At 39.8% G+C, this 16,737-nt stretch carries 17 protein-coding genes and 1 other annotated feature; all 17 genes read left to right on the top strand.

Annotation, left to right across the window (positions count from 1 at the left end):
* Positions 1-65: 65 nt before the first annotated feature.
* The 17 genes from cymR (at position 66) to AC4QJR_RS21105 (ending at position 16,736) form a co-directional block, all read left to right on the top strand.
* Positions 66-485 (top strand): cysteine metabolism transcriptional regulator CymR, encoded by a 420-nt coding sequence (cymR, locus tag AC4QJR_RS21185; RefSeq protein WP_098575595.1) that lies wholly within the window; start codon positions 66-68, stop codon positions 483-485.
* Between the two features lie 45 nt (positions 486-530).
* The gene (locus AC4QJR_RS21180) at positions 531-1,673 is read left to right on the top strand and encodes a cysteine desulfurase family protein (protein WP_496524091.1); all 1,143 of its coding nucleotides are present in this window, start codon (positions 531-533) and stop codon (positions 1,671-1,673) included.
* Between the two features lie 39 nt (positions 1,674-1,712).
* Positions 1,713-2,831 (top strand): tRNA 2-thiouridine(34) synthase MnmA, encoded by a 1,119-nt coding sequence (mnmA, locus tag AC4QJR_RS21175; protein ID WP_496524090.1) that lies wholly within the window; start codon positions 1,713-1,715, stop codon positions 2,829-2,831.
* Between the two features lie 96 nt (positions 2,832-2,927).
* On the top strand, positions 2,928-3,581 hold the full coding sequence (locus tag AC4QJR_RS21170; protein WP_496524089.1) for a tetratricopeptide repeat protein: 654 nt from the start codon (positions 2,928-2,930) through the stop codon (positions 3,579-3,581).
* A 32-nt stretch (positions 3,582-3,613) separates the two neighbouring features.
* On the top strand, positions 3,614-6,064 hold the full coding sequence (gene recD2 / locus AC4QJR_RS21165; RefSeq protein ID WP_496524088.1) for an SF1B family DNA helicase RecD2: 2,451 nt from the start codon (positions 3,614-3,616) through the stop codon (positions 6,062-6,064).
* Positions 6,065-6,097: 33 nt separating this feature from the next.
* Entirely contained in the window at positions 6,098-6,571 is a 474-nt protein-coding gene (locus AC4QJR_RS21160; RefSeq protein WP_098575591.1) for a PRC-barrel domain-containing protein, read from the top strand.
* Positions 6,572-6,582: 11 nt separating this feature from the next.
* On the top strand, positions 6,583-6,774 hold the full coding sequence (locus AC4QJR_RS21155; protein ID WP_026563482.1) for a YrzR-like zinc ribbon domain: 192 nt from the start codon (positions 6,583-6,585) through the stop codon (positions 6,772-6,774).
* Between the two features lie 82 nt (positions 6,775-6,856).
* Positions 6,857-6,991, top strand: a complete 135-nt coding sequence (locus tag AC4QJR_RS21150; protein WP_098575590.1) for a YrzQ family protein — start codon at positions 6,857-6,859, stop codon at positions 6,989-6,991.
* A gap of 89 nt (positions 6,992-7,080) precedes the next feature.
* A complete protein-coding gene (locus tag AC4QJR_RS21145) occupies positions 7,081-8,160 on the top strand; it encodes an AI-2E family transporter (protein ID WP_251457476.1) in 1,080 nt (359 codons plus the stop codon).
* Positions 8,161-8,223: 63 nt separating this feature from the next.
* Positions 8,224-8,452, top strand: a binding site (T-box leader).
* 56 nt (positions 8,453-8,508) lie between these two features.
* Positions 8,509-11,145, top strand: a complete 2,637-nt coding sequence (alaS, locus tag AC4QJR_RS21140) for an alanine--tRNA ligase (protein ID WP_496524087.1) — start codon at positions 8,509-8,511, stop codon at positions 11,143-11,145.
* 72 nt (positions 11,146-11,217) lie between these two features.
* Positions 11,218-11,484 carry an IreB family regulatory phosphoprotein gene (locus tag AC4QJR_RS21135; protein WP_026563485.1) on the top strand — a complete coding sequence of 89 codons (267 nt, stop codon included), beginning with the start codon at positions 11,218-11,220 and terminating at the stop codon, positions 11,482-11,484.
* 2 nt (positions 11,485-11,486) lie between these two features.
* A complete protein-coding gene (gene ruvX / locus AC4QJR_RS21130) occupies positions 11,487-11,903 on the top strand; it encodes a Holliday junction resolvase RuvX (RefSeq protein ID WP_496524086.1) in 417 nt (138 codons plus the stop codon).
* Between the two features lie 12 nt (positions 11,904-11,915).
* Positions 11,916-12,227 carry a DUF1292 domain-containing protein gene (locus tag AC4QJR_RS21125; protein ID WP_098575586.1) on the top strand — a complete coding sequence of 104 codons (312 nt, stop codon included), beginning with the start codon at positions 11,916-11,918 and terminating at the stop codon, positions 12,225-12,227.
* Positions 12,228-12,394: 167 nt separating this feature from the next.
* Complete coding sequence (gene mltG, locus AC4QJR_RS21120; RefSeq protein WP_251457470.1) at positions 12,395-13,531, top strand: endolytic transglycosylase MltG; 1,137 nt, start codon at positions 12,395-12,397, stop codon at positions 13,529-13,531.
* A 302-nt stretch (positions 13,532-13,833) separates the two neighbouring features.
* Positions 13,834-14,484, top strand: a complete 651-nt coding sequence (locus tag AC4QJR_RS21115) for an O-methyltransferase (RefSeq protein ID WP_496524085.1) — start codon at positions 13,834-13,836, stop codon at positions 14,482-14,484.
* Positions 14,481-15,410: a peptidase U32 family protein gene (locus AC4QJR_RS21110; RefSeq protein ID WP_496524084.1), complete on the top strand. Its 930-nt coding sequence runs from the start codon at positions 14,481-14,483 to the stop codon at positions 15,408-15,410. Before AC4QJR_RS21115 ends, AC4QJR_RS21110 begins: the two co-directional genes overlap by 4 nt.
* Positions 15,411-15,464: 54 nt before the next feature.
* A complete protein-coding gene (locus AC4QJR_RS21105) occupies positions 15,465-16,736 on the top strand; it encodes a peptidase U32 family protein (RefSeq protein WP_496524083.1) in 1,272 nt (423 codons plus the stop codon).
* The last annotated feature ends 1 nt before the right edge of the window (position 16,737 follow it).

Here is a 16,737-nt window from a genome sequence, read left to right as displayed (position 1 = left end):
ATTAATGCCTATCAAATTACTATGGATTTTAAATTAAATTTTATAGATACGAATAGAGGTGCGATATGAAAATATCAACAAAGGGTCGCTATGGTTTAACAATTATGATTGAACTTGCCAAAAAGCACGGCGAGGGTCCAATATCATTAAAAACAATTGCACAAGCGAATGATTTATCCGAACATTATTTAGAACAATTGATAGCCCCATTGCGTAATGCGGGTTTAGTAAAAAGTATTCGTGGTGCATACGGCGGCTATATCCTAACCAACATCCCATCCAAAATTACTGCAGGTGATGTGATCCGTGTATTAGAGGGACCAATTGCCCCAGTGGAAGGGATAGAAGATGAAGAACCAGCTAAGCGGGAATTGTGGATTCGAATTCGGGATGCTATTAAGGATGTGTTGGACAACACGACCTTAGAGGACCTAGCGAATCATAGTAATGACGAAACGCCAGAAGGATATATGTTTTATATTTAGGGTAAAAAAGTAACATTGAGAATTATTTTGATAGAAGGTGTAAATGTGGAACGAATCTATCTCGACCATGCGGCAACATCGCCTATGCATCCTATGGTTATTGAAAAAATGCTTGAGGTGATGCAATCAACTTTCGGAAATCCTTCAAGCATCCATTCATATGGGAGGGAAGCCCGTCACCTGATTGACCAGGCCCGTTCGGTGTTAGCAGGCAGCATTGGTGCAAAGGAAACCGAGATTATTTTTACAAGCGGCGGAACAGAAGCGGATAATATGGCGTTATTTGGAGCCGCTGAAACGTATCAACATAGTGGCAAACATATAATCACCACTGAAGTGGAGCACCATGCTGTCCTTCATGCCTGCCAAAAATTAGAAAAACTAGGATATGAGGTCACTTATTTACCCGTCGATGATAGTGGCCAAATTTCGTTGGCAGACCTTCAAGCTGCACTAAGAGAAGATACCATATTAGTGTCGATTATGTACGGTAACAACGAAGTAGGGACACTCCAGCCAATAACGGAGATTGGACTGTTATTAAAAGATCATCAAGCAATCTTCCATACGGATGCTGTCCAAGCATATGGCGTTGAAGAAATTGATGTCAATCAAAGTTTCATTGATTTATTATCTGTCTCAGCCCATAAAATCAATGGACCAAAAGGAGTAGGTTTCCTTTTTTCAAAATCTAATATTAAGCTTTCTCCACGTTCCTTCGGTGGTGAGCAAGAACGAAAAAGACGGGCAGGGACGGAGAATATTGCCTCAATAGTTGGTTTTCATGAAGCTGTTTTAATATCAAATGAAAATCGTGAGGCAAAGCGCAAACAATTCCTAGATCTGAAACGAACGTTAATTGATAAGCTGCAAGAGCTAGATGTAGAATTTAACATAAACGGATTACTTGATAACTCTTTGCCACATGTATTAAACTTAAGCTTTCCTGGGACAAGTGTGGAAGCAATGCTCGTCAATCTTGATTTAGCAGGTATTGCTGTATCGAGCGGCTCCGCCTGCACTGCGGGCTCAATTGAACCTTCCCACGTGCTTGTTGCCATGTTTGGAAAAAACTCAGAACGATTAACTAATTCGATTCGGTTCAGCTTTGGTTATAATACAACCATTGAAGAAGTTGTTAAGGCTGCGGAAGAAACGGCTAGAATTGTTACTCGTTTGAAAAAATAAATTTAGTAAAAGCTTTTGGCAATAGAGAGGTGAAATTCATTGGAAACAAAAGATCCGAAAAATACAAGAGTGGTAGTCGGAATGTCTGGTGGAGTAGATTCTTCTGTGGCAGCACTTTTGTTGAAGCAGCAAGGCTACGATGTCATCGGTATTTTTATGAAAAACTGGGATGACACAGATGATACCGGTTTTTGTACTGCAACAGAAGATTATGAAGATGTCATACGTGTATGTAACCAAATTGGCATTCCGTATTATGCAGTTAATTTCGAAAAACAATATTGGGATAAGGTATTTACCTACTTCCTTGAAGAATATAAAGCAGGACGGACCCCTAATCCGGATGTTATGTGTAATAAGGAAATTAAATTTAAAGCTTTCCTTGAACATGCAATGAATTTAGGAGCGGACTATTTAGCGACCGGTCACTATGCTCAAGTTGAGTATCGGGATGGAGAATATAAGATGCTGCGCGGTCTGGATGAAAATAAGGATCAAACCTATTTCTTGAACCAATTGACCCAAGAGCAATTAAGTAAGGTAATGTTCCCAATTGGTAATCTTGAAAAACCAAGAGTCCGGGAAATTGCGAAGGAAGCAAACCTTGCCACGGCTGCTAAAAAAGATAGCACGGGGATTTGTTTTATTGGCGAACGGAATTTTAAAGAGTTCTTAGGTCAATATTTACCTGCCCAGCCAGGGAACATGGAGACGTTCGATGGTGAAGTCAAAGGTAAGCATGAGGGCTTGATGTACCATACGATTGGCCAGCGTCACGGCCTGGGGATAGGCGGTTCAGGTGAACCATGGTTTGCTATTGGTAAAGATTTAGAAAGAAATATCCTTTATGTCGGTCAAGGTTTTCATCATGAAAAACTCTATTCAGACTCGATTACGGCTGTCAGTGTCAGCTGGGTATCCGACCGTGAAAAGCCAGCTGAATTTAAATGTACCGCAAAATTCCGCTATCGCCAGGAAGATAATAACGTAACCGTTCGTCTCTTGGAAGATAATCAAGTGGAAGTTATTTTCGATGAACCGATTCGGGCAATTACACCAGGACAAGCGGTTGTTTTTTACAATGGTGATGAATGTCTCGGCGGTGGGACGATTGATCATGTTTTTAAAAATGGTGAACGTTTAACCTATGTTGGATAATAGAAGGCCTGATTCCTCAATTGGAATCAGGTTTTTTTGTTCAGGTTATTTTTTTATAAAATATGATATACTTTCTCTTAGATTGGAGTGGTACTAATGGATAAAAACCAATTAGGTGTACAATACATGCAGGATGGCAATCTGGAAGAGGCGGCAAAGGCCTTTAATGAAGCCATTCAAGAAAACCCAAACGACCCAGTTGCCTATATAAATTTCGGAAATGTACTTTCTGCAGTTGGGGACGACGAAAAGGCTCTTAACTTTTATCAAAAAGCCATTGAAATAGATGATAACGCTGCGGCTGCTTATTATAGTATTGGGACTTTGTTATTTAGCAAGGACCTATTACACGAAGCTAAGAATATGTTTGAGACTGCAATGAAAAAGGGTCTGCAATCCAGTGATAATTATTTCATGTTAGGGCTGACGCTTGTTCAATTAGATCAAGGGAAATTTGCTCTCCCTTATCTACAAAGAAGTGTGGAGTTAAATGAAACTGATGCGGAAGCTCGTTTTCAATACGGATTATGCCTTGCACAACTAGAATTCATCACTGAAGCTGTCATTCAATTTGAAAAATGTATCGAATTGGATCCAACACATTCCGATGCCTTTTATAATTTAGGTGTCTCCTACGCATTTCAAGACAATCCAGCCAAAGCATTAGAAATGTTAAACAAAGCACTCGACATTCAACCAGACCATCTGCTCGCAGGTCATGCGAAAAAATTAATAGAAAACAATCAATAATACTCATTATTTTATAGAAGGGAGGGAGCTAAATGGAGAAGCAAGACACGTTGGATTTATTTGCTGAACAGGGGAAATTTGTAAAGGGCAGACCGATTGTCACCATTTTTCACAATGAACAAAACCTTTACACGGTTTTACGGATAAGAGTCGATGAAACCAATCATTCTTATGAGGACAAAGAAGCTGTGGTCACCGGTTATTTTCCAAAAATCCATGAACAGGAGACCTATATCTTTTTCGGGGAATTTAAGGATCATCCTAAGTTTGGACTGCAATTTCATACCAATCATTTCCGCAAAGATATGCCCCAATCGAAACAAGGGGTCATCAACTATTTATCAGGTGAGATGTTTAAAGGTATTGGGAAAAAGACGGCTGAAAACATTGTTGAAACCTTAGGAGAGGACGCCATTTCAAAGATTCTCAACCAGCCGTCATTGCTCGACTCCATTCCAAAACTCCCTCCAGAAAAGGCAAAAATGCTCTACGATACATTAATGGAGCATCAAGGGTTAGAGCAAGTCATGGTCGCTTTAAATCAATATGGCTTCGGACCTCAAATCTCGATGCGGATTTATCAAGCCTATAAAGAACAGACGCTTGAAATTATGCAGAAGAATCCTTATAAACTTGTTGAAGATATAGAGGGAATCGGTTTTGGCCGGGCGGATGAACTCGGGTACCAACTAGGGATTTCAGGGAATCACCCTGACCGGATTAAGGCAGCCTGTCTCTACATCCTTGAAAATGAAAGCATGCAGACGGGGCATGTTTACATCCATGCTGAGGACTTATTGGAACAAGTAAAAGACCTTTTAGAAGAGAACAAGCGCGATCAAATAGAATACATAGATATTTCAAATGAAGTCATCAAGCTGCAAGAAGAGGGCAAATTAATTGGTGAAGAGAAACGCGTGTACTTACCATCCTTATATTTTGCCGAAAAAGGGCTGGTAACAAATATCCAGCGTATCCTCGAACAGACCGAATATAAGGATCAATTTCCAGAATCTGAATTTCTTCTCTCATTAGGAAGTTTAGAGGAACGACTGGGTGTCCAATATGCACCCTCGCAGCGTGAAGCCATCCAAACGGCGTTAATGTCGCCTATGTTGATTCTAACTGGTGGACCAGGGACAGGAAAAACCACGGTTATCAAAGGAATTGTAGAACTTTATTCAGAACTGCATGGCTGTTCCTTAGAGCTTAAGGATTACCAGAAAAAAGGCGAACCCTTTCCGTTCTTATTAGCAGCCCCGACTGGAAGAGCCGCTAAAAGGATGAGTGAATCGACCGGCCTCCCTGCGGTAACCATCCATCGCTTACTTGGATTTAATGGTCAAGAAGGATTTGACCGTGACGATGCAAGTCCGCTCGAAGGGAAAATTATCATCGTAGATGAAACCTCGATGCTCGATATATGGCTTGCGAATCAATTATTTAAGGCACTTCCCGAAAATATCCAAGTCATCATGGTAGGTGATGAAGATCAATTACCATCGGTCGGACCGGGACAGGTCTTAAAAGATTTGCTCACATCTGAACGGATTCCAACCGTACGGTTAACGGATATTTACCGACAGGCAGAAGGTTCTTCGATTATTGAACTTGCCCATGAAATTAAAAAAGGCTACTTGCCCGCTGATATCACTCAGAAGCAAGCAGATCGGTCGTTTATTAAATGTTCAACAGCCCAGGTAGCACAAGTGGTTGAAAAAGTCGCCTTTAATGCGAAAAATAAAGGCTATTCCGCAAAGGATATTCAAGTGTTAGCGCCTATGTACAGGGGGCCGGCTGGAATTGACCGCTTGAATGTTTTATTACAGGAAATATTTAATCCTAATCCTGATGGTAAAAGAAAGGAAATTGCTTTTGGTGAGGTCAAATATCGGATTGGTGATAAAGTACTCCAACTGGTGAACCAACCAGAAAGCAATGTTTTTAACGGGGATATTGGGGAAATTATCTCGATTATCTATGCGAAGGAAAACACCGAAAAACAGGATATGATATACATTTCCTTTGAAGGCAATGAAGTCGAGTACACCAGACAAGATTTAACTCAAATTACCCACGCCTATTGCTGCTCCGTCCATAAATCGCAGGGCAGTGAATTCCCGATTGTCATTTTGCCAGTGACAAGAAGTTATTATCGGATGTTACGTAGAAATTTAATCTATACAGCCATCACACGAAGTAAACAATCCTTAATTCTTTGCGGTGAAGTCGATGCTCTTAAAATGGGCGTAGAAAGAGCGGATGAACTCTCCCGCCAAACTACTTTGTGTCAAAAGCTGCAAGAGTCGATTGCACCTGCTTCACATGTTGGTAAAAAGTATGAATCAAATACAGCGATAGAAAATAATGACCAAGGTGAAGAAATAGGTTCTGCCATGTCCTACGAAGAAAAATTCATGCAGGCTAATCCAATGGTTGGAATGGAAAACGTTTCACCTTATGATTTCATGGCAAATGACTAACACTATGAATGTTCACAGGAGGTGGGACACTCTTTGCGGACATTCTCTTTATTAAAAGGACAGCCTGTTTTTGAAACAAACAGCGGTCAGAAAATTGGCGAGGTAAGTGATTTATGTATCTCGAGCACCGGCAGGGTAGACGGATTATTGGTAAAAAAAGGCGTTTTTTTCAAACAATCCTTTTTTTTGGATATCCAAAAAGTGGCTTCCTTCGGTGTAGATGGGGTAATGATTGAGGATAACGCCTCTTTAGTAAAGCTGAAAGACCCCCAATATACACTTACACATCAACAGCCATTAGACGGGATGATGATGCTTTCAAAAAGCGGGGAATCCCTTGGTTTGTTAAAAGATGTATATTTTCAGGAGGAATTGGGCACAATCATAGGGTACGAAATCACGGATGGCTTCTTTTCGGATCTTACGGAAGGCAAACAAGTCATTCAATCCGGGAAGCCCTTAGCAATCGGAAAGGATGCCATTATCGTAGATGTAAATAATACGTGAGGTGTCTTTCCATGTTAAAGTGTCCCAATTGTCAAAGCAAGGATATCGGTAAAATTGGAATTAACCAATATTATTGTTGGAATTGCTTTATTGAACTTTCAGTAAACAAAGGCCTAATCAATACCCATCAAGTCGAAGAAGACGGGTCACTTAGTTCCTTGGACGATTTGTTTGAAGAAGAAGAGCGTCGTTACACCCTTTAAGAGAGAAAAGCGGAAACGCTATGCTAGACCGTTATCAAAGTGAGTAGAAACTTATTTAACGTCTATTAAAGAGGTGAAACGTATGAATAAAATGATGACGACGATGATTGCGTTTGGTGCGGGGATGGCAGCCTATAATGTCGCCCAAAGAAATAATATGATGTCCACCCGCAATATGAAAAGAATGACAAAGAAAGTAAAACGAGCGATCTTTTAGAACGAATCCCCCTCGCAGCAGAGGGGGATTATTAATGCATATTTTTACCGAGTGTCTCTAACACTAACCTGAAGGGAGGCTCGGATAATGTGGAAATTCGTATGAAGTGGTATTACCGCATCGGTTTTTTACTCCTTTTATTAATTGCTATTTATGTTTTTCTAAAAATCCGCTTTGTGTGGCTGCCTATTTTAAGGGTGGTTATCCTTATTATTCTTCCCTTTGCAATTGGAGCATTTATCACCTACTTGCTCCATCCAATTGTGGAAAAATTACATCAAAAGGGTCTCCACCGTGGATTAGCTATTTTTCTAATTTATATCTTATTTTTTGGTGGACTCGGCTTTTGCGTGTATAAAGGAGTTCCAGCAATCATTGACCAAATAAAAGATCTCTCTGAAAGTGCACCAGTATTAGCAGAGCAATACAGAGGATGGATTACTACGCTTCAATCGCACACACGGGAATGGCCAGATGGTCTGCAGACTAGAATGGATGAAGGCATTGATGCGTTTGAAAAAAAACTGGATTCCTTATTAACGGTCATTGTCAATATTTTAATTAAGTTTCTTAATTCAGCATTAATTATGATGATCATTCCATTTATTGCCTTTTATATGTTAAAGGATTTTCCGTTGATCAAACGGGCAATTTGGTATATAACACCTAAACAATGGCGGAGAAAAGGGACGCTATTCCTGAAGGATGTGGATGAATCCCTTGGCAGCTATATTAGGGGACAACTACTGGTATGTATCATTATTGGCAGTGTCTCTGCCCTATTGTTTTGGCTGTTCCATTTAAAATATCCGTTAATATTAGGTTTAATAGTGGGGATTACAAACGTCATTCCCTATTTTGGGCCCATCATCGGGGCAGTCCCGGCCGTCATTATCGCTGCCACATCATCCGTAAAATTAGTATTGATTACATTAGTTATCGTGTTTGGTCTCCAATTTCTTGAAGGAAACATTTTATCCCCTTTGATTGTGGGGAAAAGTCTTCATATGCACCCCTTAATTATTATGGCTGCATTAACGGCGGGAGGAGAAATCGGCGGGATTCTGGGACTGATCTTGGCCGTCCCGGTCCTTGTGGTGATCAAAGTAGCCATAATTCATGCGAAAAATCATTTTATTCGAAGGAATGCAAAGGAACCTAGCACTTAAGCGGAAAGATTGATTTGACAAACTTTTTTCGGGTGTCTATAATTCGTGTTATAGAGTCATTGGATGAAAATGTTGAAGGATAAAGTATGTTGTAGTCCATCTGTATCGCATATGCGAAGAAGAGAGGAGCTTCCCTAGCTGAAAGAAGCTCTAGATGAAGGACGACAGAAAGCTAATCTGGAGTGCAGCTAATCACTGCCGTATGCCTGCGTTAAGGGTTTTTTGAGAGATGGATACATTTTATTGTATCCATAATCAGGGTGGTACCGCGAGATAGGCTCTCGTCCCTGTTTTTTGGGATGAGGGCTTTTTTGTATGCTTTTTTATAAAAAAGGAGGTCTTCTACATATGAAAAATTTAACAGGTTCACAAATTCGTTCCATGTTTTTAGAGTTTTTTAGCAAAGAAAAAGGTCACACGATTGAGCCAAGTGCATCACTAGTGCCTCATGATGATCCATCACTTTTATGGATTAACAGTGGTGTCGCAACCTTAAAGAAATATTTTGATGGACGTGTTGTTCCTGAAAATCCGAGAATTACAAATGCACAAAAATCAATTAGAACCAATGACATTGAGAATGTTGGGAAAACGGCTCGACACCATACATTCTTTGAGATGCTTGGTAACTTTTCCATTGGTGAATATTTTAAGGTGGAAGCGATTGAATGGGCGTGGGAATTCTTAACATCTGAAAAATGGATTGGCTGGGATCCAGAACTTCTTTCAGTTACGATCCATCCTGAAGACAACGAGGCATATGACATTTGGCGAAACACGATTGGTTTGCCAGAAGAGCGTATTATTCGTTTAGAAGGGAACTTCTGGGATATTGGAGAAGGTCCAAGCGGCCCGAATACTGAAATTTTTTATGACCGCGGTCCGGAGTATGGGAATGATCCATCAGACCCAGAGCTTTATCCAGGCGGTGAAAATGACCGTTATCTGGAAGTATGGAACCTTGTATTTTCTCAATTTAATCATAATCCTGACGGCACTTATACACCGCTGCCAAAGAAAAATATTGATACGGGGATGGGATTAGAGCGTATGGCTTCTGTTGTACAAAACGTCCCTACCAATTTTGATACAGATTTATTTATCCCGATTATTCGTGCAACAGAAGAGATTTCTGGTGAAAAGTACGGTCAAAACAAAGAAACCGATGTTGCTTTCAAAGTAATTGCTGACCATATTCGGACGGTTGCTTTTGCTGTCGGAGATGGAGCATTGCCATCCAACGAAGGCCGTGGCTATGTACTTCGCCGCCTGCTGCGTAGAGCTGTTCGGTATGCCAAACAAATCAACATTAATCGTCCATTCATGTATGAACTCGTACCAGTAGTTGGCGAAATTATGGATGACTTCTACCCAGAAGTAAAGGACAAAACAGATTTCATTCAAAAAGTTATCAAGAGTGAGGAAGAACGCTTCCATGAGACACTTCATGAAGGCTTAGCGATTCTAGCAACTGTCATTAAGAAGGAAAAAGAAAAAGGCAGTGATACCATCACAGGTGCTGATATTTTCCGACTTTACGATACCTATGGATTCCCTGTTGAATTAACAGAGGAATATGCCGAAGAAGAGGGGATGAAGGTAGACCATTCCGGCTTCGAGGTCGAAATGGAGCAGCAGCGTGAGCGTGCCCGTGCAGCAAGACAAGATGTTGATTCGATGCAGGTTCAAGGTGGAGTTCTTCGTGATGTAAAGGTTGAGAGTAAATTTGTTGGCTACGATGAACTCAAAACAAATTCTACTATAGCAGCGATTATTAAAAATGGTGAACTTGTTGACAGTGCGACAAGTGGTGAGGAAGTACAATTAATTCTAGATGTGACACCATTCTATGCCGAGAGCGGCGGACAAATTGCTGACCGTGGTGTAATTGTCGGTGAAGGCAGCAAGGTTGCTGTTAAGGACGTACAAAAAGCACCAAATGGTCAAAATCTACATCAAGTCATGGTTACAGCTGGAACCTTAAGAACGAATGACAAAGTGAAAGCTGAAGTGGATGCCGAAAATCGTGTCAAAATTATTAAAAACCATACAGCGACACATTTGTTACACCAAGCCCTAAAAGACGTACTTGGCGAGCACGTGAATCAAGCGGGTTCCCTCGTAGAACCTGATCGTCTCCGCTTTGATTTTTCGCATTTCGGTCAAATTAAGCCAGAAGAACTTGAACAGGTTGAACAAATCGTCAATGAAAAGATCTGGAGAAATATCGAACTGGACATCAGCTTAAAACCAATTGCTGAAGCAAAAGCAATGGGAGCGATGGCTCTTTTTGGCGAAAAATATGGTGACATTGTTCGTGTCGTAAGAGTGGGAGACTACAGTCTTGAGCTTTGCGGCGGATGCCATGTACCGAATACCTCGGTGATTGGATTATTTAAGATTGTTTCTGAGGGTGGAATTGGTGCTGGTACAAGAAGGATTGAAGCAGTAACCGGTGAATCGGCTTATAAATCACTAAATGAGCAGGTTGGTTTGTTAAAGGATGCAGCTGAGAAACTAAAAACCAATCCTAAAGATATCGCTGCAAGAATTGATAGTTTGATGCTTGAAATCAAACAACTTCACAGAGAGAACGAATCTCTTGCAACGAAGCTTGGAAATATTGAAGCTGGAAATCTCGTAACCAAAGCAAAAGAAATTGATGGGGTGACTGTATTAACAGCAAATGTTCAAGGTGCTGATATGAACAACCTCAGAAATATGGCGGATGATTTAAAGCAAAAGCTTGGCTCTGTTGTGATTGTTTTGGGAAGTGCACAGGAAGGAAAGGTAAACTTAATTGCAGCGGTAACGAAGGATCTAATTGAAAAAGGTTACCATGCTGGTAAGTTAATCAAAGAAGTTGCTACACGCTGCGGCGGTGGCGGCGGCGGTCGTCCTGACATGGCTCAAGCTGGTGGGAAAGACCCAGAAAAGCTTGATGCAGCGCTTCAATTCGTTGAGGAATGGGTAAAATCCATTTGATATTGAAATAAAGTAGTGTAAAATGAAGAGAAATAGAATAATTTTCCTCAAATAAAAAGCGAGGTGCATGCAATGAGCTCATTTGACAAAACGATGCGATTCAATTTTCCTGAAGAACCATTTGAACATGATATCAATGATGTTCTTAATCAAGTGTATGAAGCTTTGCAGGAAAAAGGCTATAACCCGATTAACCAAATTGTTGGTTATCTATTATCAGGAGATCCTGCCTACATTCCACGTCATCGTGATGCTCGCAATATAATTCGCAAGCTTGAACGTGATGAAATTATTGAGGAATTGGTAAAATCCTATCTTAAACAGCAGCGAGAGGGTTAATAATGCGCTTATTGGGTTTAGATGTAGGCACGAAGACAGTCGGTGTGGCGTTAAGCGATGAATTCGGCTGGACTGCTCAGGGCCTCACCACTCTTAAAATCAATGAAGAAAGAAATGAGTTTGGTTTTGAGGAAATTGGTCAATTAATAAAAGAGTATCAAGTAGAGAAAGTTGTTATCGGTCTGCCTAAAAATATGAACGGGACGATCGGACCACGTGCAGAAGCAAGTATGCAATATGCCGATGAAATTGAAAAGCAATATGCCGTTCAAACAATTCTTTGGGACGAGCGTCTTACAACTATGGCAGCTGAGCGCGTATTACTTGAGGCCGATGTGAGTCGGAAAAAACGGAAGAAAGTTATTGATAAGATGGCAGCAGTAATGATTTTGCAAGGCTATCTTGATAGTAAAAATTAATGAGGTGAAGAAATGGTAAACGAGCACGAACACGAACATGAAGAGGAACAATATATTACATTAGTAGACGAAAATGGTAATGAACAGTTACATGAAGTACTTTTTACTTTTGATTCTGAGGAATTCGAAAAGTCCTATGTATTCTTTTATCCAGTCGGATCTTTTGATGATGAGGAAGAAGATGTCGACATTCATGTCTATGCCTACATTCCAACAGAAGACGGCGGATATGGTCCGTTAATGCAAATTGAAACAGACGAAGAATGGGACATGGTTGAAGAAGTTTTCAATACCTTCAACGAAGACCAAGAAGACGAAGAATAGAAACAGAAAAACCGGCCATTTCCATGGTCGGTTTTTTTTATGGATTTCGTTTTAAAATCTGACAAATTTATTGTTAAATTGACATTCTTCCTACTATATGCTGAAATAATTAAGATGGTCTATTTTTTCGTACGTAGTTCGACGAGTCAAAGGAAAGGGGGAGTCAAATGACAACAAACCATACAGATACAAAAAAAGATGTTATTCGTAAAAAAATGTTAGAACATCAAAAAGAAGCAAAAGTTGTCAGAAAGATAGTTTTGATTATTTCTATTTTATTGCTATTATTTATACTCTTAATTAGTGGTGGAGGATATTTGTATATAGATTCAGCGCTTAAACCTATTGACGCAGATAGCAAGAAGTTTAAACAGGTTGATATTCCGTTAGGTTCATCGGTAACTGGTATTGCCGAAACATTAGAATCAAATGGCATAATAAAGAGTGCAAAAGTATTCAAATATTATGTTAAGTTAAAAAATGAAGGCGGGTTTATGGCAGGGCAATATCAACTAAGTCCGTCTATGGATGTCCCTGAAATCGTCAACCGCCTCAAGACGGGAAAAGTACTGGCACAAGCCAGCTTCAAAATTACAATACCTGAAGGTAAACAACTAAGGGAAATCGCTGCGATCATGGCGAAAGCAACTAAGCAGAATGAAAATGATGTTTTTAATAAATTGAACGATCAGGAATTTATTAAATCATTGATGGCTAAATATCCTGATATCTTAACAGAGGAAATCTTAAATTCCTCAGTGAAATATCCTCTTGAGGGGTATTTGTACCCTGCAACCTATCCGTTTTATAAAAATAATCCCTCAGTGGAGGAAATGGTTGCTGCTATGCTTACGAAAACGCGGACAGTATTATCTGACTATGCGGAACAAAGTGAGAAGAAAAAGCTATCTGTTCATCAACTTTTGACAATGGCCTCCTTAGTAGAAGAGGAAGCAACCGAAAAGGCAGACCGCAAAACGATTGCAAGTGTTTTTTATAATCGCATAAAAAAGGGAATGATGCTCCAAACGGATCCAACTGTTCTCTATGCACAAGGGAAACACAAGGCAAGGGTATTATATAAGGATCTAGAAGTGGAATCTCCCTATAACACCTATCAAAATACCGGTTTACCTCCAGGACCAATTGCCAATGCTGGAAAGTCTTCGATTGAAGCATCACTTGATCCTGCGCAAACAGATTTTTATTACTTCATAGCAACAGCTGACGGAGAGGTTATTTTTACAAAAACACTCGAAGAACATAATAAAGAAAAAGCAAAACATATTACTAGTAAAAAATAAAGGCTTCTACGAGGGAAACAATCGCTTTCCCTCGTTTTTGTGTTGAAATTTACGTTTGGTTTATGATAAAATAGTTCAAGTATTTTAATAAAGGATCCATAGCGTAACTCACAGTAAAGGTACCCTAAGCAGCAACTGCTTGGACGCATGATGGCGGATTTTTGCCGTTAAATGCTGAAGATTACTGTGAACGCTATTTTTTCATGTCTAAAGAGCATTATGGATAGAGATAATAAAAGTATTTTACTTAGAGAATTGCTACATGAGTGCAATTCTTATTTAAGGATAGAGGTGAGGGCAGCTTGTTAAATGAAAAGCTGCATTCTTATATAGAAGGTCTTATTTCAGAACGAGATCCATTACTAACAGAAATGGAAAACTATGCAAGTATTCATAATGTTCCTATTATGGAACTCGCGGGTATAGAAACCATGCTTCAATTATTGCGGCTTCACCGTTCGGCAAGAATTCTTGAGGTAGGCACGGCAATCGGTTATTCAGCATTACGAATGGCTGATGCGCTGCCAAAAGCCCATATCGTTACCATCGAACGTGATAGGGAACGGCTGCAAGTGGCAGAGGAATTTATTCAACGTTCGGAACATCAAAATCAAATTACTTTGATCAAAGGTGATGCACTAGAAGTTGAGGATGCTGTGAAAGGCCATGCCTATTTTGACGTCATTTTTATTGATGCAGCAAAAGGTCAATATAAAAAGTTCTTTGAGATGTATTCAAAATATTTAAGTGATGATGGAATGATTATTACTGACAATGTTTTATTTAAAGGACTGGTCGCTGAACCAGAAATTGAAACGAAAAGAATTCGTAATCTCGTCAAAAAAATTGATGAATTTAACCACTGGTTATTGAGCCATCCAGATTATCATTCGGTCATTCTACCTGTAGGGGATGGGGTTGCGATCAGTAAAAGAAGAGGTGAGAGGAAATGAAAATACCGGAATTACTTGTAACTCCGTTGACAGTTGATGATATCTTGCCATTAATTGAAGCAGGTGCAGATGCGTTTGTAATTGGTGAACAACGCTATGGGCTGCGGCTGGCGGGTGAATTTACTCGTGACGATGTACAAAAAACGATTGAACTAGCTCATTCAAAAGGTAAAAAAGTCTATGTGGCCATGAATGCGATTTTTCATAATGAAAAAATTGATGAATTAGATGATTATATTAAATTTGTTTCAGACGCAAAGGCTGATGCGATTATTTTCGGTGACCCAGCCGTTTTAATGACTGCCAGAGAGGTTGCTCCTGATATGAAACTCCATTGGGGTACGGAAACCACTGGAACAAACTGGTTTACTTGCAACTATTGGGGAACAAAGGGTGCAAAAAGAGCTGTCCTTGCCAGAGAAATAAACATGGACGCCATTGTGGAAACAAAAGAAAATGCAGAAGTGGAAATCGAAGTTCAAGTTCATGGGATGAGTTGTATGTTCCAATCGAAACGTTCCTTGCTGGGAAATTATTATGAATACCAAGGGAAGGTATTAGAAATCGAAAACCGCAAAATGGAAAAGAATATGTTCCTGCATGATAAAGAACGTGAGAATAAATACCCCATTTTTGAAGACGAAAATGGAACCCATATTATGAGTCCAAATGATATTTGTATCATTGATGAATTGCAAGAAATGTTAGAAGCGGGTGTAGATTCGTTTAAAATAGATGGAATCTTAAAAAGCTCTGAATATATTCTTGCAGTAACAAAGGCTTACCGGGAAGCCATCGATTTGTTTAGTGAAGATCCAGACGCATATGAAGATAAAAAGGACGAGCTATTAGCTGCAATTGAAGAAATTCAGCCAGAAAATCGTTCATTAGATACAGGATTCTTTTTCAAAGAGACAGTTTATTAACAGAAAAGCGGAAGCGCCTAGGCGCAGAAGCTAGACAATTGGAGGGGTTCAGCTATGAGTACAGTTAAAGATAAGATTTCTGAAATTATCGATGGAAAACGTGTCATTGTTAAGAAGCCGGAACTCCTTGCTCCAGCTGGAAATCTTGAAAAATTAAAAATTGCTGTCCATTATGGTGCCGACGCCGTGTTTATCGGCGGCCAGGAGTATGGACTTCGTTCAAATGCAGACAACTTTACCTTCGAAGAAATGAAAGAGGGTGTAGAGTTTGCTAAGAACTATGGAGCAAAGATTTATGTAACTACTAATATTTTTGCTCATAATGAAAATTTGGACGGATTAGAGGAATATATCTTAGGCTTGAAGGAAACAGGAATTGCGGGAATTATTGTTGCAGACCCGTTAATTATTGAAACTTGCCGCCGTCTTGCGCCGGAAATTGAAATCCATATTAGTACACAACAATCACTTTCTAACTGGAAGGCAGCTCAGTTTTGGAAAGAGTCAGGGGCAGAGCGAGTTGTTTTAGCACGTGAAGTAAGCGCAGAAGAAATTAAGGAAATGAAAGAAAAGGTCGATGTCGAGATTGAAACCTTTATTCATGGTGCCATGTGTATCGCTTATTCAGGCCGTTGTACTTTGAGTAACCATATGACTGCGAGAGATTCAAACCGTGGTGGCTGCTGTCAATCATGCCGCTGGGATTATGATCTTTACCAATTGGAAGGCAGCAATACAGAAGTGGCTCTCTATGAAGAGGGAGACGCTCCGTTTGCAATGAGCCCGAAAGATCTTAACTTAATTCAAGCAATCCCGCAAATGATTGAACTTGGAATCGATAGTTTAAAAATTGAAGGCAGAATGAAATCCATTCACTATATTGCAACAGTCGTTAGTGTATATCGCAAAGTAATCGATGCCTATTGCGCCGATCCTGAGAATTTTGTTATCCAGAAGGAATGGTTAACAGAGCTGGACAAGTGTGCTAATCGAGAAACAGCACCAGCCTTTTTTGAAGGTGTTCCGGGGTATAAAGAGCAGATGTTTGGTAATCATAGCAAGAAGACAAATTTTGAATTCGTAGGTCTTGTTTTGCATTATAATCCTGAAACCCAAATGGTTACACTTCAGCAGCGAAACCATTTTAAACCAGGTGAAGAAGTGGAATTTTTTGGACCTGAAATTCAAAACTTTACACATGTCATTGATAAAATATGGGATGAAAAAGGTAATGAATTGGACGCTGCAAGACATCCACTTCAAATTGTACAATTTAAATTGGACAAACCGGTCTACCCTAACAACATGATGCGAAAGGAGAACTAGC

Source organism: Neobacillus sp. BP17 (assembly GCF_059579525.1).
This window is presented reverse-complemented; position numbering and strand designations above follow the sequence as displayed.